At 61.0% G+C, this 19,660-nt stretch carries 18 protein-coding genes; 8 read left to right on the forward strand and 10 right to left on the reverse strand.

What is annotated here, in order from left to right; all coding sequences use genetic code 11:
- Window positions 1-176: 176 nt before the first annotated feature.
- Window positions 177-1,199, forward strand: a complete 1,023-nt coding sequence (locus tag BMW54_RS06670; RefSeq protein WP_090054001.1) for a hypothetical protein — start codon at window positions 177-179, stop codon at window positions 1,197-1,199.
- A gap of 13 nt (window positions 1,200-1,212) precedes the next feature.
- Entirely contained in the window at window positions 1,213-1,488 is a 276-nt protein-coding gene (locus BMW54_RS06675) for a hypothetical protein (protein WP_090054003.1), read from the forward strand.
- A gap of 130 nt (window positions 1,489-1,618) precedes the next feature.
- Here BMW54_RS06675 and BMW54_RS06680 read toward each other — a convergent pair whose 3' ends face one another.
- The 4 genes from BMW54_RS06680 to BMW54_RS06690 all read right to left on the reverse strand — a co-directional run bounded on the left by BMW54_RS06680 (window position 1,619) and on the right by BMW54_RS06690 (window position 4,343).
- Window positions 1,619-2,320, reverse strand: a complete 702-nt coding sequence (locus tag BMW54_RS06680; protein ID WP_090054006.1) for a hypothetical protein — start codon at window positions 2,318-2,320, stop codon at window positions 1,619-1,621.
- Between the two features lie 648 nt (window positions 2,321-2,968).
- On the reverse strand, window positions 2,969-3,427 hold the full coding sequence (locus tag BMW54_RS06685) for a hypothetical protein (RefSeq protein ID WP_090054008.1): 459 nt from the start codon (window positions 3,425-3,427) through the stop codon (window positions 2,969-2,971).
- Window positions 3,424-3,795 (reverse strand): hypothetical protein, encoded by a 372-nt coding sequence (locus BMW54_RS18490; protein WP_139206056.1) that lies wholly within the window; start codon window positions 3,793-3,795, stop codon window positions 3,424-3,426. The genes BMW54_RS06685 and BMW54_RS18490 overlap by 4 nt, the downstream gene beginning before the upstream one ends.
- A 212-nt stretch (window positions 3,796-4,007) precedes the next feature.
- Window positions 4,008-4,343, reverse strand: a complete 336-nt coding sequence (locus BMW54_RS06690; RefSeq protein ID WP_090054010.1) for an ankyrin repeat domain-containing protein — start codon at window positions 4,341-4,343, stop codon at window positions 4,008-4,010.
- A 110-nt stretch (window positions 4,344-4,453) separates the two neighbouring features.
- Here BMW54_RS06690 and BMW54_RS06695 point away from each other — a divergent pair, with 110 nt between their 5' ends.
- Entirely contained in the window at window positions 4,454-5,038 is a 585-nt protein-coding gene (locus BMW54_RS06695; protein WP_139206057.1) for a hypothetical protein, read from the forward strand.
- Window positions 5,039-5,254: 216 nt separating this feature from the next.
- Here BMW54_RS06695 and BMW54_RS18495 read toward each other — a convergent pair whose 3' ends face one another.
- Window positions 5,255-5,902, reverse strand: coding sequence for a hypothetical protein (locus tag BMW54_RS18495; RefSeq protein WP_139206058.1), 648 nt, complete (start codon window positions 5,900-5,902; stop codon window positions 5,255-5,257).
- Window positions 5,903-6,832: 930 nt separating this feature from the next.
- Between BMW54_RS18495 and BMW54_RS06705 the strand changes: the two genes are divergently transcribed.
- The 3 genes from BMW54_RS06705 to BMW54_RS06715 all read left to right on the forward strand — a co-directional run bounded on the left by BMW54_RS06705 (window position 6,833) and on the right by BMW54_RS06715 (window position 10,196).
- Entirely contained in the window at window positions 6,833-8,008 is a 1,176-nt protein-coding gene (locus tag BMW54_RS06705) for a site-specific integrase (protein WP_175472795.1), read from the forward strand.
- 113 nt (window positions 8,009-8,121) lie between these two features.
- Entirely contained in the window at window positions 8,122-9,504 is a 1,383-nt protein-coding gene (locus BMW54_RS06710) for a hypothetical protein (RefSeq protein ID WP_090054018.1), read from the forward strand.
- An 8-nt stretch (window positions 9,505-9,512) separates the two neighbouring features.
- Window positions 9,513-10,196: a DUF6988 family protein gene (locus tag BMW54_RS06715; RefSeq protein ID WP_139206059.1), complete on the forward strand. Its 684-nt coding sequence runs from the start codon at window positions 9,513-9,515 to the stop codon at window positions 10,194-10,196.
- Window positions 10,197-10,281: 85 nt separating this feature from the next.
- Here the strand turns inward: BMW54_RS06715 and BMW54_RS06720 are convergent, their stop codons facing one another.
- On the reverse strand, window positions 10,282-10,632 hold the full coding sequence (locus BMW54_RS06720) for a helix-turn-helix domain-containing protein (RefSeq protein ID WP_090054022.1): 351 nt from the start codon (window positions 10,630-10,632) through the stop codon (window positions 10,282-10,284).
- Window positions 10,633-10,798: 166 nt separating this feature from the next.
- Here BMW54_RS06720 and BMW54_RS06725 point away from each other — a divergent pair, with 166 nt between their 5' ends.
- On the forward strand, window positions 10,799-11,140 hold the full coding sequence (locus tag BMW54_RS06725) for a hypothetical protein (RefSeq protein WP_090054023.1): 342 nt from the start codon (window positions 10,799-10,801) through the stop codon (window positions 11,138-11,140).
- 32 nt (window positions 11,141-11,172) lie between these two features.
- Complete coding sequence (locus tag BMW54_RS06730) at window positions 11,173-12,054, forward strand: hypothetical protein (RefSeq protein WP_090054025.1); 882 nt, start codon at window positions 11,173-11,175, stop codon at window positions 12,052-12,054.
- A gap of 153 nt (window positions 12,055-12,207) precedes the next feature.
- On the opposite strand, the gene BMW54_RS06735 is transcribed toward BMW54_RS06730, so the two are convergent.
- The 4 genes from BMW54_RS06735 to BMW54_RS06750 all read right to left on the reverse strand — a co-directional run bounded on the left by BMW54_RS06735 (window position 12,208) and on the right by BMW54_RS06750 (window position 19,238).
- The gene (locus tag BMW54_RS06735) at window positions 12,208-13,944 is read right to left on the reverse strand and encodes a MobA/MobL family protein (protein ID WP_175472796.1); all 1,737 of its coding nucleotides are present in this window, start codon (window positions 13,942-13,944) and stop codon (window positions 12,208-12,210) included.
- Between the two features lie 865 nt (window positions 13,945-14,809).
- Complete coding sequence (locus tag BMW54_RS06740; RefSeq protein ID WP_090054029.1) at window positions 14,810-15,541, reverse strand: PaeR7I family type II restriction endonuclease; 732 nt, start codon at window positions 15,539-15,541, stop codon at window positions 14,810-14,812.
- The gene (locus BMW54_RS06745) at window positions 15,538-17,280 is read right to left on the reverse strand and encodes an Eco57I restriction-modification methylase domain-containing protein (protein ID WP_254779119.1); all 1,743 of its coding nucleotides are present in this window, start codon (window positions 17,278-17,280) and stop codon (window positions 15,538-15,540) included. The genes BMW54_RS06740 and BMW54_RS06745 overlap by 4 nt, the downstream gene beginning before the upstream one ends.
- Before the next feature lie 170 nt (window positions 17,281-17,450).
- A complete protein-coding gene (locus BMW54_RS06750; protein WP_090054033.1) occupies window positions 17,451-19,238 on the reverse strand; it encodes an ATP-dependent nuclease in 1,788 nt (595 codons plus the stop codon).
- Between the last annotated feature and the right edge of the window lie 422 nt (window positions 19,239-19,660).

The raw sequence follows: 19,660 nt of genomic DNA on the forward strand, positions 1-19,660 counted from the left end.
GCCACGTGCGACCTCCAAAGGCGACCACAGGCGCCCGTCCCGCAGGCCGAAAGGCACCTGCATCGTCTCCCCACTCTGGGGTGCCGCTGCTGCTATTGAACCAATCTGTCTTGCCATGCCCACGCCCCGCCGCTATGAAGGAGGGCCAAGGTTTGTCGGCAACGGACAGCGGAAAAATGGCCAAAGAGGACCAAACCGGTTTGGAGACTGTTCGGGCGCTCGGCCTTGTCATCCGCTGGATGCAGGAGGAGACCTCCAACGGGAAGGTCCGGCAGGCGCTGACCGTTCTCGCCGAGCAAACCCAGGCACGCCTCGAACAAGGAAAGGACATCCCGGAGGCGGATGTCGCCCAGCTCGCGGCATGGCACAGCGACCGGTTTGGGGGGCCCTGGAAGCATCAGACGGCTACTGGACGCTGGCTGCCCTCCGAGCAGTCGAGGACATGGTGGGAAACCCGCCAAATCAGTCGCCGACAGTTTCTGGCCTCCCACGGCTGTCACCTCGACGTCGTCCTCTCGGTGGACAAGGGCGGCGGACGGGGCAATGCCACCCTTTACCGGTACGGGTTCCTGGCTTTTGAGCCGTCCGAGGGGGAGCCCCCTTTGGAAGACAAGGAACGTCTCCGACCCGGGACCGGCTTCCGGTTGGCATACGAGGTCGAAGAAGCCCGCGCGACCCTTCTCCTGCGCCCGTTCATCGGACGCCCCTTCGCCATCCGGTCGTGGCGGGGTGTCTTCTTCATCCTTTCCCTGGCCATTCCGTTTGCGGCTTGCCTCTTTTGTGCTCTTGGTGCGGCGGCCTTGGTCCTGGCGCACAGCCCTTCGCTGAAAGCCAGCTTTTCCCCACTGGTGACCGTGGCGGCAGTCGGCGGGCTTCTGACATGGCGACTTCGTCCTTTCTGGTCCCTGCCCATGCTGCGGGTCACCGTGGCGCCGGACCTGATGCTGGCGATGAGCCAGATATACGGACAGTTCCGGCTCAGCCACGATGAGAAGAGGAAGAAGACTGGCGGACGCTTCAGCCTTGTCCGGCACTGGAGCACGTGCCCCATCTGCGCCGGCATGGTCGAAATAAGGGACGGCGGCAAGGCGTTTCCGGGGAGGCTGGTCGGCTGTTGCTCCGACAGCCCAAGGGAACACGTCTACAGCTTTGATGCGGTGACGCTGACAGGCGCACTCCTCATCGACCGGAATAGCTGAGAGAGTGACTGCGATGCCTGATGAAGATGTCATCCTCCAGCACGCCGAAATCATTCTTGAGGCCGTCGCACTCAGTGAATCGATGCTCGACAGGGATATTTTGGAGGCGCGCTTCCGCGCTCGCCGCGTGCATTCACTGGCTGTGGCAGCGGGCTTTCCCGACGTAGCCCATGCTGCGCTGCACGTCGTGGACCGGTTGGGAGACATAGCTGAATTGCCTGCCCACGGTTGCGGGGAGGCCATCGAGGCGTTGTCCATTGCCATCGACCGCGCACAGGAACTCAGGTAAGACGCTGCGCTGAAACTCCTTGAGGTCGGCGTCGGGCAAACGGGCACCGGTTGCGTGGCGCTGACCCGCCGAAGGCAGCCTCTAAGAGACCCAGGGCATACAGGCGCCCCGGGCCTCCTTGCGCCATCTCCTAATCCCTTGCATCGATGGGAAGGGCCTGCGCTTTGCCGACGGGCCGCCCTGGCAGGTCGTACAGGGTCCAGGACTTGCCTTGCAGCCTGCGGCCGGGAATGGTGTCGATGCTGTCCGCGAGCTTCCGCAGGATGCGGGCGAGTTCGGTCCCCGACACGGCGGGTTGGCCGATGTGCGGGTTGTCGCCCACGAAGGCGTCGGTCGTCGCCGAGATGCTCAGCTCAAACTCCAGTTCGCCGAACACCAGGCGTTCGGGTACCCGCTCCTCCGCTTCGGCCCGGAGGTCTTCAAGGAGTTGGGCGTTTTCATCTTCAAACAGATGGAGGATTTCCTCACTCTTGGCTGCATCAGCCCGCAACGCGGATGCTCCACTGACCGTCCGCTCAAGGGCGTCGACGGCCGGCGCAAGGAGGAACTGAAGGTCGAGGTCAGTCACACGTTCGAACCACCTCTCGTCGACCGCGTACGTCTCAAGGCTCGAATGCGGCATGACCTCCGTCGTCCTGCGTGTCACCAAGTCCCGAAGGAGGGCGGCATAGGTCACGACTTCCTGGCCCGTGCCGTAGTCGACAGCATCAAGATGGGTCGCCCGATGAAAAGCGACCATCATCTCCGCACGCGGGTCGTCGAACGTTTCGATGCGCATCAGGACATCGGCCGGTTCGACCATCGATTCAACGCTGTATTCCGGAACTGCCATGTGTGTGTTCCCCTGTTTCCCTGTGGTGGCCAGTGCGGAAAGCCCCGGCGCCGCATGGACATTGGACCACGCAGGGACAAGCGTTTCTGTCAGGGGTTTCCTACACAATTCCGGGCCTCCATCGCGGGATGGCACTCGCCTGCGCACGCAGGCGGGCCGAGCTCATCCGAAATCCGGAACCGGTGAAGGGGCCGGATTTGGCAAACGCGGGGCCCATGGTTCAACACGCGCAGAAGAGACGTCGGTTGAAACCATTTTCGACTCTCGCCCTGAGCCCTCGACTCTCGCCTTGAGGTGGTTGGGGTGCCCCACCGACCGCATCGCATGAACACTGGTCCCCGGCTGCCGGCTTTTCATCAATCCCGGCGTTGGCCTGCGAACACAGGGGGGCTTGGATTGCCGGCGTGCATCGAGATGCCGAAGCAGCGCTCCAGGCACCTGTTTCGACGGTCAAGGCTGCCGCCAGGACCTGATGGCCGTCCTCGACAACCATTCCAGGGATGCATCCCAGATGGTTGGTTGGCCTAACGTGGTGCACCCTGCCTTTTCATCGCACCAACGGAGGACGGGGCACGAGCGGACCTTTGCGCCGCTGCCATCCTCATCACCCCGGTTGCCCGGGAGAACCTCATGGGCATGGTCGCCGCGCTATGCAGGGCCATCCGCCCAAGGTGACCCTGGCGCCGCTTGGGGCCATCTCCCGGACTCGGCAGTGGCCGACTCTTCCACGTTCGGGACGGACGCACCGGATGCTTGCCTGATGGCCGCAATGAGGGCCTCCCGGTCGAACGGCTCGGGCAGCAAGACGGCCCGCTGCGGCAAGGGGCCGATCTCACCCTGGAATCGGCTTGAGACGACGACCAGGGCCGCCTCCGGATGCACCCCCCCGACCGCACGGAGAAGCGTTCCAGGATGTGGCTCGTCTGGCATGTCGGGATACGCAACCAACGCCTCAAGGCCAACCTTGAGATGCGCAACGAGTGTGCGGGCCTGTGAATAGGTCAGGGCTGGATGGACGATAAAACCCTGCCCGGAGAGGGCAACCTCCAGAGCTTCAGCCACCAAACGATGGGGATGCACCACGATGATGTGCTTCGCGTCTTTCATCGACTAGTCCACAGCGACAACCGGTCATTGTCCCGCATCCCATCAAGCGAGTGCATTTTTACTTCCGAATGGACAAGTGCTGCGGTGATGCCTGCGCAGACATCCCTTTCAATCGCCCCGTTATCGCGATGGCAATTCCGTGCGTTGAGGGTATATCCGGTCGGAATCATGCCAGGCGTATGCTGGATGCCCCCTTTGCTGGGCACGGTCCACAGGGCACCACCCCCGTAGGTCATCCAAGTGAGGCCACAGTCGAACCGCTCGCCGGCCCGGGCAGTCATAAACCGGTGGCATTGCACGGCAACCCGTACAGGCCGGTTAGACAATGGGACAAACGCCAGCGGCGGCATCAGGTGTTGCTCGTTCATGTCGGGCTCCATCAATGAGCCATCGAGCACTCCCCCCGGAGTGTTCAGCATGGTTGTTTGCCTGTTAATTAAACGTCTCAGCAGACGAACACCATTGTAAACGCGTCGCTCCGCCCCCGCCCCGTTCCATGGCCTCATTCACCATGCCGCCTTCTGGTTTTGAGCCGCCGTCCGTGTGCGGGCGGCGGACGGTACCGTGAGCGCTGTCATGACTACGACTGGCTCGCCCATGCGGCTTGTCCGCCGAGCTCCGCCCACATCCAAGCCTCCCACTTCGCGGGGTCGGACACGGGGAGAAGAAGTCGCGCGGCTGTCCGGTGGCGGTGCTTACACGCCCGCCACAATGCCTCGGAATTTCGCGCTTTGGGATTGCTGACTGGAATCAGCAGCTCGACACATCGCCAATGTCCCCGGTGAGCAGCATGCAGCAGCGCTGTGGAATGATGGGCTGCCGGGTCGACGTCGGGATGCTCAATGAGTTGCGCAACCAGGTTGGCATTGCCATCCCAGCATGCGTCGTCGAGCAGTCGTTGAAGTGTCAGGTTCATGCAGGGCCTCCTTGCCCAGGGACGTTTCCGAATATGGTGCGCGCCGGTTTTTCCCGGCGTGAACCCGATGTGTCATTGTTGACGCCGGTCAGCAACCAAATGGGAAAGGCATGACAAACACGACGCCCAATCCGCCCTCTGGACATATATTCACCGGGCTGTTCCATGGAGCTACTCCTCTGACAGACCCTCAGGTCAAGGCGCTCATGATTGGACTCGGCGCCTTTTTGACGTGCACCGTAGGTATTTTTGCGCACTACAGCGAATGGACCGAGACGTTTGACTATCTCGCCTACGTCTGCCCATGTATTGCTGCTGGCGTGGCGGGTGGGGCGTTTTACATGGGAGACCGAAGCAAGGACAAAGCCTATTTTTTCTGGTCTCTCGTGCTATTGCTCATTGGCCTGTTGTCGTATGCCATTGCCCACAAGAACACTCGTCCCTTCATTCTATCCTCGGTGCTATTGGCCACTTTCTTTTGTTGGGCGGGGTTCGTTACCTTTGTCGTTCTCAGCTGGCGCACCTTCAGCGGGTACGGGAAAGTCGTCCGGATTGGATTCATCGTTGCCCTTCTCGGCATTGCTGTGATGGCAGCACTTGCAGCACGGCACGAGCACCTGCTCGACCGGGAACATACCAAGTCAGCGTGCTCAGCCGCGTGTTGCGAGCCCACCCACAATCAAGGTCCCAATTAGCAGCGCGCACAGAGTCCCTAGAAAGACGTGCACGACCCAATCCGGAATGTCCCGTAAGGGCTGCTTCTGATGCCCGTCATGCGGGTCGTCGTGTTTGCCTGAGGTCGCCATGCTTGTCTCCCAGAATATTCTGTCTCCATCCTGGCGCGGGTTGTCCATCTGTCAACCGGCCGGGCAAAGAGGGCATCCCTGCCCACAAATCGTCCCTGTGGCATCTCAGAGTCGCCCCATCCGCCTGGTTGTCGATGCGGGTGCCCGTGGCATCTTCCGGTCGAACATTCGTCGTCGTTCCCGCTCAACCAGCCCGCGCACGGCTGCGGTGTACCTCGTGGCACTCTGACGGTCAAAGTCAGCCACCGCCAGGGCGCGTCGTGCCCACCCGTTTCCGCCCGAGCGCTTCATGCATCGACGGATGACCGCCGGTGACGGGTCGTCGCACCAGGGCCAGCCGGGCGTGCTCAGGCGGTCCCGTCGGTCGAGGGAGGCAGTTGCCGCTGTCCATGGCCAGCACTGGGTGTCGACCTCGTCGAATTGTGCATGGCGGGCCACGGCGCGGTAGTCGAGCCAGGCGGTAAAGGGTGCATGGTGCTCGTGCTCATGGCGGAGGTAATAGCGGACCAGGCGGAGAGCCTGGGCGTGCTGGAGGTGGAGGCTGAGCTGATGGGCCTTCCAAGCTGTCCAGAGGTCCCGGGTGGTGGCAAAGACCTTGGTTTCCCCAAGCCAATAGGGTTTCGAGTTTTCGGTCTGGGCCAGCATCCAGGACTGGCGGTGACGCCCCTCGGCGTCGAAACGGGAGGTGGAATGGAGGGTAAGCCGGACGCGGGCGAAATAACGGGCGAGGTCGGGATTGGACGGTACGTTCAATGGAAAATCCTTATTCCAGATTGGATAGAGTTTAGCCAGGTGTGTGGCTAATTAGCTTTTCGGTTATATTAGTCAAAATCAGAGGGTTAGTTAGGAGAAATCGCATTTATACATTAGACTGCTTAGACTCCGCCCCTCGTCCCAAAGTGGCAATTTTCGAGATTTTTTCTCAGTTGCGGCACTGGGATGACCCCCTGATATGACTCCGTCCAATCTGCCAAGAAAGCGCGGACTGTCAAGCCTTGGGCCCGCTCCGCTGGCAGGTCTTTGCGTGACCGGCGTCACACTTGGTTTGCCGAATTTGCATATTTTTCTGAACGTCAGAAAATGCGGTCGGAAAAATCAGCCCCCATTCTTGATCAAATTAGCCCCATCCAAACCGGAAAATGGCGCCAGACCGCCATTTATGTCGGTTAAATAAACGTTAATTGATCGCTTCCCCGTTTGCTTGACAGGGGGCCTTTTTCCTTTAAAACGACGGCCGATTTCATTCATTACCTGGCCGCCATGTCCACTCCATCCATCCACTCCATTCTCAATGCCGCCGCCCATGCCCCCCGCTGGGAGCTCGAATACCACGGTCTGCGTCTGACCGCGTCCGAGTCAGACGACGCTGGCACCCTCGCCTGCCTCCTCGACCATCTCCTCCCCGTGCTCGACCACGTCGCCCGTCATGCAGGCGCGACGCCCGTCCAGTCGACGCCTCCCGCCCCGGCGCATGTACTCCATCCGGAACCGCCGCACCCTACGTCCGTGGGGGAGAAGTCCCAGCCTGCCTCCTTGCCCCAAACGCGGGTTGAGGTCACCGCTCCCCCTCCCATCGCGGCACTGGTACCGCCCACTGCGGGTGTCCCTGAGCAGCCCGGAAGTGGGGTAACCCCAGCCGAGGACGAACTGCCCCACGACCTCCAGGGCCTCAAAAACATCCACATGCTCCAGTACCGAAAGGACGAGGCGGACTCGACCGAACAGGCCATCGACATCTGTCTTGACCTGTTTATCTCGGTCAATGGCAACAAGAACGCAAGGCAGGTCGGCGTCGTCGACATGGAACGTTTCCTCGATGCCCTGGCTGCCTGGCCGGTCAACCGGCAATTCATCGAGGGTGTCGACAAGATGACGCCAGCCGAACTGGTTATGCACGCCCGGAAAAAGAAGCTGCCCGCAATTGCCGTGAGCACGCAAGAAAAGTACGTGCAGCACCTGTCGGCCTTCTTCAACCGGCTCGTCAAATGGAAGCGCTGCGACGACAACCCCGTGCTGCTCATCAACCGGCGAAAGCGCTTCGGTGACAAGAGAACCCACACCAAGCGTTCGTTCAACAACCCGGAATGGCAACGTCCGTTCCAGAAAGAGGAGATGGCGGTGGCCAATGCGCCCTGGAAATTCTTCGGCCATCTGATTCCTGCGTTCACGGGTTCGCGCTCCAACGAAATCGGACAGCTCAAACGGTCGGATATCCGCGTCGAGCGGATGCCCGACCGTGACGGTGTTGTCCACGACGTCCTTTGCATGTACCTCGGACGGGGTAAGAAGCGGAAGGGAAAAAACGCGGTCCGCGTCGTCCCCGTTCCAAAGCGGGTCCTCGCTTTGGGATTCGAAAAATACCTTCAGGACCTCGATGCATTTGGTGAGAGGGACCTGTTTCCCGGACTTCGGACGGGCGAGGGGCGACCAGGGGCGACGATTGAGGACTGGTTCAACGGAAGCCTAAGGACGGACTGGGGAATTTTGGACAAGGAGGTCACCTTTCACTGTTTCCGACACACCATTGCCACCCTGATGAGGAATGCGCGGACGCCGGCATCCATCCGCCGGGCTCTGCTTGGACACAGTGGGAAATCACGTCCTGGGGTCAACCCCAGCGGCGACCAGGTCTCCGAAGACCACTATGAAGACAAGGTCACACCGCTCGACGTTCTCCTGGAGCTTGACCGCCTGCCTTTCCCTGAGCTCGATGTCGTGCCCTACGAACGCGGCAGGTTTGACGACTACCTCAGACATGAGGGGGTGCGTCGGCGGTCGAACGAACTCCTCGTGGCGGCAGGGAAAGCACCCAAACCCAAGCGGGGGCCGCTGCCGAAGGCACCCGCAAAAATCCCCTGAGAGGCTTGCAGGTGGGAACTGGACCATTGCACGCCTCTTACGCGGAGGTCCTGTCGACTTGACGAATCGGGTTCCTCTGGTACGAATGGGAACGTCAGGCAAGGATGATGGAGATGCACGACCTTCTGTTTACCCGCCGCCATGTCCAGGGATGCATTGAACGCTTGTCCGGCGTCGCGTCGGTGAGCGAGCTCAGAAAATGGGTCAATGGGCTGAACCGTCCCGGCGCAGACCGCCTCATCAAACTCTGGGAGGTGGTCATCCTGGATGCGCTTGCCCGACTTGGCCCCATCCGCCACGAAGTGCCACTTTCCGACGGTCAGAAACCAGACTTCTCCATGGACCTGACCGTTTCAGGAAAAAAGTTCGAAGTCATCGGAGACATCACCTGCGTGTCGGACGTAGGGCTGGACGGAAAGAATCCTGTCGATTTTTTCTGTGAGCAGCTGGTACGGGTTGCGCGCAAGAAAGGGGTGAATCCTGACCGACTTGCCGTGCGTGTACATGGACAAACGGTCGGCCCCTACCGCGATGCTGCCATGGTTTTGAGCCTCCCCTCCAAAGGCAATGTTCCCGCGCTCGTGAAATCGGAACTCGGACAATTCCTCACCAACGCAGGCAAGAACCCGGCCACTGCGACGTCAATCGAGATAAGACGCCCGGACGCGGAGCTCACCGTCAGTTACAACCCGGCCCAGATGTGGTTCTCGCTCAGCCGGCCCTCGTACGAAGTCTCCTACTCCATCGACAGAAACCCTTTGGCGTCCGCTCTTAAATCCAAGGCGGACCAGCTTAGGGCGGCGCCGGAGGATGGTGTCCGAATCGTTGTCGTTTGCGATGGTGACTGCAAGACGCTCAAGGAGCACTCGCCGATGGGAGGCCACTTCAGCACTGCCGCCATCGTGGAACACTTCCTGGCTCAGAGGTCCACTGTCGACGCGGTCCTATTGCTCCCGGTGGTGGAGTCATACCGCAATGGGGTGAGTACCGTTTCCATTCATCCGCAACTTTTCTATCGGCGACCGACGAAGGACCAACGGCGGCCTCCGATGGACGAAGAGCTGGGTGCGGCGTTGCTGAAACATCTCCAAGCGATGGTTGAAAACATCCCTAGGCCTTGTATCAGCGCTACCAATGCAGTGCACCGCCTCAACAAAGACAACCTTCTCTTTGGCATCCACGGTGGCATTACCATTTCGGGGAACAAGGTGAAAATATCATCTCGTCAGGTACTCGAAACACTGGCCGGTATCCCTTCCCGTGGGGTGACACCCTTGGATAGCTCGCCGGGAGACCCGCCTCCTCCGCCGAACTGGCAACAGGATTTTCTTCGCTTCCTTCATCGCGGCCAGATGATAAAGACAGTGACCGTGGTCCCCGGAGAGGGACGCGACGACGATGACCTCGAAATAGAGTTCGGACAGCCGGACCCCGCCATCAGCCCATTCCGAATGCCGGCGGTCGCCGATTCGGGCCCAGAGGAAATCCGGGAGTAACCGTGCTCATGGAAGAACTAGAGGCGCTCATCGAAGAGTCTCACCAGCTGCATGCGGAGCTTTGGGAGGCGCTGGAGGGATGCCATCATGATGGAACGGCCCGGGGCAAGGTGAGCACAATCTTCCTGGAGCTTGCGCAGCAGCACGCCTTTGCCTTCCGTTGTCTTATGGCAGGACGGCTGACCCACTCTGCCATTCCCCTGCTCCGCCTTCAATTTGAGGCGACAGTAAAAGGGTTCTGGGTGAACTATGCAGCCACCGACGAATGGATAGGAAAGGCCGCAACGGTCGTGTTGAAAGACAACCGGCCGGTCGAGCCGCCCGGCAAAACCGTCAATGAGATGCTCACGGCTCTCCAAAAGACCGCCCATCCCCTCGTTGGTATCCAGTTGCGGGAGTTCGAGCAGAGCAACCTCAAGCCGCTGAATTCGTTCATCCACAGCGGCATCTCTGCGCTGTCGACCCTCCACCGGGGACTGCCAGATTCGTTCCTTTGCCAGATTGTCCGCATTTCCAATGGCCTCGCCGGTCTGGGTGCCACTCTTCTGGCCGAGATGGCCAACAGCGTGGAGGCGAACCATGCGCTGTTTGCAGTGCAGGCTGCTCACCTTGGCTGCATGCCGAAGATTCGCGCGGCCGGGAACGTGGATGTCTTGACCGAGGCCGCTATGAAGGCAAGCCGCGCCGGATGAGAACCGGTACAAGGACACGAAAACGTGTTGTGTAGAGCTCCGAGCAACGCCAGGGCGTGCGTTTAAACGGGCCGGACGGAAGACGTCAGAGTCGCTTGGCCTCACGCTTCCGGCCATCGGGTTCTGTCGGCTGGGCGAACTTCTCGTCGAGCTGGCGGGCAGCATATTCGGCCATGAGGGCTTCGAGACTTGTCCCGCACGCCTCAGCCCAGTCTTCAATCTGCACGACATCCAGCCGGCGCATCGCCCGCTCGGCCTCACTGGCAAAAGTCTGGGCCTTGCCCAGCATGTCGACAAGCTCAAGCTGGGTCAGTCCCGCCCGCAGTCGCACATCCCGGAGCAACTCGCCGAAGATGCGGTGCCGGGTCTGGTAGAGCGTCTTCCGGTCGGGGCTGTCCTGGTCTTCCGGTTCCGGCTTTGGCGTTTGTCGGCTCATGGCGCATTGCCCCGTGTCGGTGGCCTCGCAACCTAAAACCGCATCCCGTTTAGTCGATTTTCATTTATACGCTTTCCAAATATGCGTTAATGCCTCCCGCCCGGCCCTCACCGGGCCGCCGGGCAGCGGGCGGCACCCCGCCCGGCGTCATTCACAGGGGACCACAATGAAGCGCTTTTTGATTCCGACCCTTGCCCTCCTGCTCGCCGGGTGCGCGACGCAGGGCGCTCGCATGGACACGTCAAAGCTCGACCAGCTCAAGCCCGGTGTCTCGACCATTGATGATGCCGAGCGGCTCCTCGGTCAGCCGCAATCGGTCAGCCGGCATCCCGACGGCAGCACGACCCTTGGCTACCAGTTTTCGTCGGTGCAGACGGACGGAAAATCCATGATTCCCATCGTGGGCGGCTTCATCGGGAAGGGCACGACGTCTTCGGTCGAGTACACAGGCGTCAACTTTGACAAAGCCGGCCGGTACACCAGCTATTCGAGCTACCAGCACCAGTAACGTCGCCCCTCCCAGGCCAAACGGACCTCGCCATGCCTATTACACCCATCCAGCTCGCCCTTGGCGGCGCTGTGGTCTTCCTGTTCCTGGTCGCCATGGTCTGGCGTGCACATATCGCTCTCCCGAACCGCCCGTCGTTCAAGGGCAAGACAGTCGAAGCATGGCTCGATAACGACGCACAGTGCTTGCGGGTGATGCCGAGGGGGGAGGCCAGAACTTATGCCATTCCCTTCGGTCGACTCGCCTTCGACTTCAAGCCGCAGACCTATGTCGAAGCAAGGCGGGTCCACCACGACGGCGCGCCGGCCCGAACTTTCGGGAGCATCGGGCCGGGCGGCGCATTCAACGGCCGGACGTACGAGGGTTCGGGTGGCTGGTCGCAGACGGTCACCGAGACCCACCACACGGGACTGACCAACGCTACGCTGTCCGTCATTGATGTACCCGAAGCCCTCCACCGGCAGTGGTGCGGGGAAGACACGAAGGCGCAGACCCGGCAGGTGTTCCTTGCCAGCCTCAAGGGCGGCGAGGCGGAAGCCTTCGAGCGCTGGCTGCGGCGGCACGCCAAGGTCCTGCGGCCGGATGTCGACCGCCTGCGGGGCCAGTGGAGGCAGCAGTGCGATGTATGGCTGTCTACCTGTCGGCGGCAGCGGACTGGGCAAGGAAAGCCCGTGGTTGAGTGTTTCCGCTTCTGCCACGACGGCATCCGGTACCTCGCTGTCGAAGACTCAGGGGCGATTCTGGCTGCCCGAGGGGATGCCCCGCTCCTTACCGACGTTGGAACATCCCGGGCGCTCGAAGGCGAGCGACTGACGGTCCTCCGGAACTGCTCCCAGGAGATGACCTTCGACCTCACCCCTGATGACATCAAGGCCCTCCAGAAGCTTGTCCGGAAGGGACGATTGTCTTTTTGACCCCCACGGGGGCGGCCCAATAAAAAGCCGCCCCTGCTGATGACAGGGGCGGCAGTAAGGCCGGGCGTCGGGGGATGGCGTAACGTCCGGCATCCGAAGGTTGGCGACCGATGTGTAGGCAACCAGTGAAACTCCCCCTCCTCCCCTCGGACCTCATGGTGTCGACGGCCTGGGCCTCGGTCCCGTACGGGGGATGGCTGCAAGGGGTTCCGGCGCCGTCTCGTCCGGTTTCGCGTCCACCGCCGCCAGCGTCACCTCCGTGGCCTCACGCACCCACCCTGCTGCATCTTCGGGCAGGAACCCGATGACCTGCTGGAGCGCCGGCAGGTTCTCGTGGGAAAGGTTGACCACGGTCTCGTGCAACGCGGCCTTCCGACGGTCGAGCTCGGCGCGCGCGGCCTTGACCGCTTCCCACGCCACACCTTCCTGCACCCTCAGAGTTCGATGTGCGCGTTTGTCTTCCTGGACATGCTGGTCGTGCTTTTGGGCAAGCGCCAGTTTGGCAAGACGGGGGTCTTTCACCGGAAAACCTGCATTCGACAGGCGCATGCGGACAGGATGCATGGTGGCAAGGTCCCGCGCGGCCTGACGGGCGCGCTCGCGTTTCTTCCGGCTGTCTTCAATCCGGTGTGACAGTTCCAGCGCATGCTGCTGCGCACGGCGGGCTTGTTCGACAAGGTGGGCGTGCTCTTTCAGCTGCGCACTGTAGGTTTGCAGGACGGCATCGAGGATGGCTGCAAATTCAATGGCCCGTTCTAATGCCAACCGCTCAGCCTCAGTCGTGGGCGATGTCCCTGCGGCCGCGACCTTCTGCGCCAGAGACGTCTTGATGCCCACGGCACCACCACCGGCCCTGATGCGGACGCCGGTCCGTACCCGGCGTGGTTCGACGTCCCTCGGTGTGCTTCGCTTTGGTGCCCTTCCCGGCGCCGGAACAGCGGCAGGAATCTGGACGGGAATGCGCTGTGTCGTGCCGCTCGCCACAGCCGGCTTGATGGCCGAAAGGGGCGCGCCGGCCAGTGATGCCGTTGCGGCTGCCGTGGCGGTCGCCGTCCGGACCCGGCGGTGGACTTCGGCCATCGCCAAGGCCTCACGCAGGACATCACCCCGTGCAGTACTGATGCCCTTCCGTTCCATAGCGGTCGCGGCCTGGCCCATCTTCGGCTGGGGCAGCGCTTCCACACCTTGGCGGGCATAGCTGCGGTGGTCGAAGACCGGCGGCAGGCCGGCCGCCGCCAGGTAGTCGTTGGACAGCTCTCCCCATGCCTGATTAAAGGACTCAACCCATTCGGCTGACTGCCGTTTGTTGGACAGCATGGCGAGCTTCGGCCCGAAGCCATGACCGTTGTCACTGCCACCCTCTCCGCCCCCTGCCCCAGCGCCAACGGCCAACGGACGAGTGGGGAAATACAGATGTGCGTGGAACCCCTGGAGATGGTCCGGTTTGACGTTGCCGAGGGCATCCCGGTCGGCATCGCGGTGCAGGCCGACAGAGACGGGAACACCCAGGGCGTCCCGGATGTGTTCTGCGAGGTCGACCGCGAGATCTCCCGCTTGCTCATCCGTCAGGCCACGGGGGATGGGCACGCGGTAGTCCCGCGCGACCTGGGCGTCTTTCCTGTTTTCCGAGGCTTCGACCCGGTTCCAGAGCTGCTGCGGGTCGGTGGCCCATGATGGGGCGCCGGCGGGCGCCACCGTGACGGCGCGGACGATTTCCTCTCCGACTTTGCGTTTCCGGAAATCGTGGGTCTTGCCCGTGAGCTCATCCGTCAGCTTTAGCCCGAGGCGATAGGCGGCGCCCGCCACGGCTGAATGGCCTGCGGCACGGTTGTGGGTCTCAAGATGCGGGCGGGCATGTTTCGCGGGGGTGGGGCTGGTGGTCTGGGTCATGGCCATCCTTGGCTGGGCAATTTGTCGCGCGGGCGGGTGCCCGGCTCGCCCCATCAAAGCAGAGGATGGCCGTCTGTCAAGCGTTTGGACGTCCAAATGAATTGAGGGAATCAGCGCGGAGCGCGCAGTCCTTCACCCAAAAGAAAGGGGCGCCGGGTTGACGGCGCCCCTGCATTGAAGGCTTTTCTGCTCCTGGGCGGGTCACGGAGCGGAGCGGAACGGGGCCTGCAACGCTTTAGTGTCGTGTTGGGCAAAGCCGAACACTAAGACGCGCTCTCACCTCGCAAAATCTTTTTAGAACCCTATTGACAGGAATGAAAACTCAGTTAGATCTGAATACCCCATCAAGAGAATTACCATGAATACACTATCGAATATCGGCTCTGCATTCATCATCCTTGCGTTCATCGCCGGATTCCTCGGGCGCCACTGGCTTGGTGGTCAGACTAAAAATACTTGACCGACGCGGCGTCCACTCAAGTCAGCGTGGCCCCGAGCCAAGCAGCGATTCCTCCGAACACGGCTATCACCAGAGCTGTCCAATAAAGCCTATTTTGACGTTTGGACTGAGCTGCCCTTCCGATGAACCATCCGCCAATTAGCGCGCAAGGAAAGGCAAAAAGAACTCCGTACCCCAGGCCCAACGCTGACGCTGGCCACGGATGAGTCAGGGCTACCGAGACCCACCACCAGACGATAAGAAACAGGGCATACCCAAGGAGGAACAGCGGATAGAAGAACAGCGGCGGCTTCATTTTTTCCCCTGATTTGATTGTGACCCAATCTTGCGGGGAAGCCGCGCTGTTGTCTGTCAGAAAGACCCTACACCTATTCGGCCGAAGTTTGGTGTGTATGAATTCTGTATTCAGCGGGCGGCTTCCGCCGCGCAGTGGGCAGCAAACGCGGCCACAAAATTCCGCAAACTAGTTATGTCGGATAGGCTCGAATATGCGCCATCCTCACCGGCTGTTTCGGGAGAAAGCATCAAAGCCGCCTGGGAATAAAGCTTTTCCTGTACCAGTCGGCGGCAGAGAATTTCGTAGCGCTTGGCGTAAGACGCCCCTTGAAATTCGGGGAACACCGGAAAGTGTGGGGACTTGTCCCGCACGGGTGTGGACGAGCCCTGAGAGTCTTCCACCAGCATCAGCCACCCAACAAAGGGCGGCGCTTGGTCGCCTAGCGCGCCCTCCCTATACGCCGTCCAGAAGTCGTGTGCCGTACCTATGGCTTCTTCAGTCCGGTTGTTGAAGTTATTGCCAAAAGAGCCGACCTGGCTTTTGAGTTCGAGCGCGGCAACCAGCCGGCCATCGTTGACGACCAGTAGGTCCCACATTTTCGTGGGCCGGAAGTAGCCAGGCAGCGTCACCACACCCTTCTTCAAAAGAATCTGGGCGCGTCCCAGGCCGTTGGCGCGGACAATCTCTTGGATGAGCAGAAGGAATCCATCCATGTTCTTTCCGCCCACAACGGCGGCACGTCCGCCCTGCCCCTCAACTCCGGCTTCAAGCTGCTTTTGGATGGCCGCAGACCGACCCGTCCAAAAGGCTTTGACCGCCTCACGGGCCCTGTTTTCAAAATCAGCGAGGTCCAGCGTCATCGCTTTGCATCCTTTGCTTTGTATGAATTGGAGATGGCTTCGAGCTCGCCGACAGTCACACCGTACAGCTCAGCCGTCGAGGCGTTGGCGGCCGTTCGGTCCTGCTCAACACCGGCGTCGTGAAGCGCCTTCCGAAGGTGGTCCGGCACCGTCTCCCATAAGGGCACCCGAATACGACGGAGGTACTGCGCCTGAAAGCGCAGATACCCACCCCTCATCGTGGTCGAGTAGGTGGCAACGAACAGGGTGGCAATGCCTGAAAGGAGGACGGCCTGCAATGCACGCAGGTCCCAGTCGTCCGAGGTAATGAAATACAGGTTGTGGTGGGGGTAATACTTGCCCTCATCAAAAGTGATGTGTGCGCCTCCCTTGATGTCGGGAATCAACAGTTTCGGCTGGCCAACAAGCTCGGGATATATGCGGTCAATGGTGCGGAACCAGCCCGCCTTGTTCTTCTTGGCTACGTTCCTGCGGGAGATGGCTTCCGCATGAGCTTCAATGTACTTAGCAAACCGGGGGAATGCGGCGAGGTCCACGACCTTGCCATCCTCTCCGAATGGGTTGAGCACACCAGCCCCCCGCCAGGTAATCCCGCCATTGACCAGGTCTCCCGACTGAACCAAGGGCAGCTTCCGCGACGGTTCGACATCCAGCTCGGCCAGGGGTTGGATGTAAACCGCATCGGCCCCAGTCGCCACACCGATGCCTACCTTGCATCCCGCCTCGGCAAGGGTGGGAAGGGTCGATTCAAGCCGACGGACAAGGTCGAGCCGCCCAGGCTCGCCGATGACCCAGGGTTCGCGTCCATTGACGACGCCCAGCATCCCAATAACCGAGGACTTCTTCGGAATCTTGACCGAACGCATGTCCCGCGCAAGCTGGCGAAGCCCATCAGCATCAATCTCTGGCCGGATGGAAACGCGGGTCTCGGTCCCGTTCTTTGCCTTCTTCGCCGGTCGCTCGATGACGGTGATGGCTGGATAGGTCATCACCTCGGTGGTGAATGGCTGAGTGCCGACAAGGTCGACAAAATGGCGCAGTTCCATGTGCTCGGATATCAGCTGCCTCAGCGGGCCGCCATACCGGTTTTTCGTCCAGCGGTCGGTGCAGATGAAGCCAAGGCTGCCGCCGGGGGCAAGGAGCTCGAAGGAGCGCTCGAAAAAGGGGATGTACAGGTCGGCCCGGTCGAACATGGTCGGGTACCGTTCCCGGTAATGGGCCAGAAGTGGACCGGGAATGGCTTCCTGTCTGACGTATGGCGGGTTACCGACCACATGAGTAAAGGAACCCGCAATGTCAGCTGTCAGGAAGTCACCCACAGCGAGCCAGCGCTTGGCCAGAGAACCGGCTTCGTTCCGGGCAACGCCTTCCGCCGTAAGCTTCTCGACCACCTGCCGGGTGGCCTCGCCCAACGCATCGGGGTTGACCTCAAATGCGAGGAACGACCCCGACAGAGCCTCGGCGATACCGCTAAGACCCCCGGCCTTCCGCCTGTAGGATTCAATCAGACGCTCCACGGCCGGGATAAGGAAATCACCATGTCCTGCGGCCGGCTCCAACAGACGCATGTGCGACAGGTCCAGGTCGGCCGTATAGCCAACCAGGTCCAAAATGAGGTCGACGACCTCACGCCGGGTGAAGACGGCCCCCCGGGCAGCCTCATCCGCCATTGCATACTCGCTGGCGGCGTTCGCAAAATCGGGGCTCGGTGAGCCCCTGCGAACCTGTTTTGCAATCACGTCGGTCAACTCCTGCGCTGGCCCCGCCCAAAGACGTCAGAGCCAAAACAGGAACAGTACCGGGTAGCCGGCGGTGAAGAAAGCCGCTCGGCGGGCCCGGACACGTTGGAGGGACCCAGCCCGCTAGAGCGACCTGCGACAGCGCCACATGGCCCATCGAAACCACACCCTCAGGCCGGTTCATACGGCGCGACGGCAGCCGCCAGCGCAGCCTCGTCGGTCCAGGCCAAGGCACCGTCTGGACACTTTTCTGAGTTTCCTACCAGGAAATCGAGCAGGTCAACAATGCGCTGTTTTGACTCAGCATCCTCCTTGACCTTGACCCATGCGCTGTAGGGCTTCTCACCAGCCACGATTTCACCAAACATGCCGACCTCGAACGTGTGCACCGACGCCGCAAGGCGCACACGTCCGGCCGGTGCCTTGGCCGTCTCAGCGAGGATTTGGGAGTTGGCAGACCAAGCGGAATTCCTCCTTTTCTCTTCCGCCGCCTTCCCCTTGACGTACTGGGTGTCGGCATCGTGGAGAACCGCATACGGGCAATTGAACTGATTCAGGATTTTGCACAGCGCCACGATGGTGAATTTCCCACGCGCTCGGATGACGTGGACATTCCGGAACTTGTCGGGGAACTCCGCAATCACTTCTCGGAAGGCCGTGTATTCGGTGTCACCTTCTACGATGACGGTCCGACCGCCAAAGAAGAACTCGGCCACGTAAGGGTCATACATATTGAGGAGCTTCAGACGCTCTTTGTCGTCGTCGCTGAGCTTTGCTTTCTCCGGCCGGAATATGGTTGTGCCAGACACCGTGCCGTTTTCCGCCCGCTCGACCCGGACGATGGACGTGTTGTTACGGGACAGGTCTATAAAGGCAGGCGAGTGCGTGGTCACCATCACCTGCCAGGTCTTTCCCTCCGGAAGAGAGTAAAGAACATTGCAAGCATCACGGACGGCTGCCGGATGCAGACACAGTTCGGGCTCGTCGAGGAGAAGAACGTTTGGTCGGTCGGTCGCTTTGTCGGCCTTTCCACCTCGGTGGTCGGCCAGGATGCGAAGCGCGTTCCACATAAGGGTGCGTCTGGTGCCGCTTCCCTGCCGCTCCAAGTCTGACTGGTGACCATCGGTCGGCCCCATGCGAAGGGTAGGCGGCGCCTTAAACAGGGAGATGACCTTGTTGAGGTCGTCTTCGGGCCTTGCGTCGAGGGTGATGCTGTAATTGGGAAAGACGTGGGCCATGGCCTTCCCCAACTCGTCGCGGACTGACTCAACGGCCTCCAGAGCCTCCTTTGCAACGGTACGCTGCAACTCCGCGACCCCCTCTAAAAGCTTGCTATAGGCGCCCTCCTCTCCCTGAGCTTCCGTGAGCTCCTTGACGCGCTGCTTCGTCGCCTCAACAAGAAGTTCGATGATTGCCTCTGCCTGCTTTTTAGGGTCGTCGAACGCTTCAATGCGGTGTGCTGCGGGACGATTGAACTGAGCGACCGAGGCAACACCCCAAGGGCCATGCTCTGGGTCCCATTCACCAGCCTCGACGTCAAAGCCGCGCTTTTCGGGTTTCCCGGGGGCCTTCCATACCCACCGCTCACGAACATGGCGGTCTCCGTTCTCCTTGGTCGCTATCCATTTTTCGGCCGGCGGCTTGCTGTCCTCATAGAGAACGGTTTCGAGTTCGATTGTAGGCAGCTCGTCATCGGCAAGGCCGCCTTCCGGGATGGTGCCTCCCGGGAAATCGTCGAGGGCCATCTCTCCCTTCTTGCCCACCTCCATGACCAGCTCATAGGCTCGAAGGATGGAGCTCTTGCCGGTGTTGTTGGCGCCGACAAGAACCACGATGTCGTCAAGTTCAATCTCAACCGGCTGCTTGCCGATTGCCCGGAAATTCCGGATGGTGAGTTTGTGCATCCGCGCACGCGGTGCAACGGTGTCCTCGGCCACCGCCCCCTTCTTTGCTGCCATGATGATTCCCCCTCAGGACGCTCCGGCAGGCATACCGGATTCACCAATCATCGCGTTGGTAGTCTTGCTGCGTCTGTCAGGGAGCGCCTACACAATTGCGGCATCTACTCCTTCTAGGGTTAAAAGTCGCCATGAACCTGTCTGGGATAGCGTGACCGCCGTTATCCATCCCCAGCGCCGGGGCGGGCTCCGGCAACCCGAATGACCGACTTGGTGCCCTAGGCAATATAGGGTTGCCCGCAGACCGGAAACGATCAAAACTAAGGTCACAGCCCAGGTACCACGGGTGGGACAGTTTCGAGGCACTGGCCCTGGGCCAATGCAGGGAAATCAGGCACTTGCCTGAATCCGCCGGATTTGTCCCGCCACCTCCACCATCTCGACGCTCGGGCCAAGACTCACCTCTTGGCCCGATTGCGTTT

The sequence above is a fragment of the Luteibacter sp. 329MFSha genome (assembly GCF_900111665.1).
Lineage (GTDB): Bacteria > Pseudomonadota > Gammaproteobacteria > Xanthomonadales > Rhodanobacteraceae > Luteibacter.

What these genes read in the sequence shown, in the direction of transcription:
- BMW54_RS06670 (WP_090054001.1), top strand. Translation starts at nt 177, where the DNA reads ATGGCCAAAGAGGACCAAACCGGTTTGGAGACTGTTCGGGCGCTCGGC.
- BMW54_RS06675 (WP_090054003.1), top strand. Translation starts at nt 1,213, where the DNA reads ATGCCTGATGAAGATGTCATCCTCCAGCACGCCGAAATCATTCTTGAG.
- BMW54_RS06680 (WP_090054006.1), bottom strand. Translation starts at nt 2,320, where the DNA reads ATGGCAGTTCCGGAATACAGCGTTGAATCGATGGTCGAACCGGCCGAT.
- BMW54_RS06685 (WP_090054008.1), bottom strand. Translation starts at nt 3,427, where the DNA reads ATGAAAGACGCGAAGCACATCATCGTGGTGCATCCCCATCGTTTGGTG.
- BMW54_RS18490 (WP_139206056.1), bottom strand. Translation starts at nt 3,795, where the DNA reads ATGAACGAGCAACACCTGATGCCGCCGCTGGCGTTTGTCCCATTGTCT.
- BMW54_RS06690 (WP_090054010.1), bottom strand. Translation starts at nt 4,343, where the DNA reads ATGAACCTGACACTTCAACGACTGCTCGACGACGCATGCTGGGATGGC.
- BMW54_RS06695 (WP_139206057.1), top strand. Translation starts at nt 4,454, where the DNA reads ATGACAAACACGACGCCCAATCCGCCCTCTGGACATATATTCACCGGG.
- BMW54_RS06705 (WP_175472795.1), top strand. Translation starts at nt 6,833, where the DNA reads ATGCTCCAGTACCGAAAGGACGAGGCGGACTCGACCGAACAGGCCATC.
- BMW54_RS06710 (WP_090054018.1), top strand. Translation starts at nt 8,122, where the DNA reads ATGCACGACCTTCTGTTTACCCGCCGCCATGTCCAGGGATGCATTGAA.
- BMW54_RS06715 (WP_139206059.1), top strand. Translation starts at nt 9,513, where the DNA reads ATGGAAGAACTAGAGGCGCTCATCGAAGAGTCTCACCAGCTGCATGCG.
- BMW54_RS06720 (WP_090054022.1), bottom strand. Translation starts at nt 10,632, where the DNA reads ATGAGCCGACAAACGCCAAAGCCGGAACCGGAAGACCAGGACAGCCCC.
- BMW54_RS06725 (WP_090054023.1), top strand. Translation starts at nt 10,799, where the DNA reads ATGAAGCGCTTTTTGATTCCGACCCTTGCCCTCCTGCTCGCCGGGTGC.
- BMW54_RS06730 (WP_090054025.1), top strand. Translation starts at nt 11,173, where the DNA reads ATGCCTATTACACCCATCCAGCTCGCCCTTGGCGGCGCTGTGGTCTTC.
- BMW54_RS06735 (WP_175472796.1), bottom strand. Translation starts at nt 13,944, where the DNA reads ATGACCCAGACCACCAGCCCCACCCCCGCGAAACATGCCCGCCCGCAT.
- BMW54_RS06740 (WP_090054029.1), bottom strand. Translation starts at nt 15,541, where the DNA reads ATGACGCTGGACCTCGCTGATTTTGAAAACAGGGCCCGTGAGGCGGTC.
- BMW54_RS06750 (WP_090054033.1), bottom strand. Translation starts at nt 19,238, where the DNA reads ATGGCAGCAAAGAAGGGGGCGGTGGCCGAGGACACCGTTGCACCGCGT.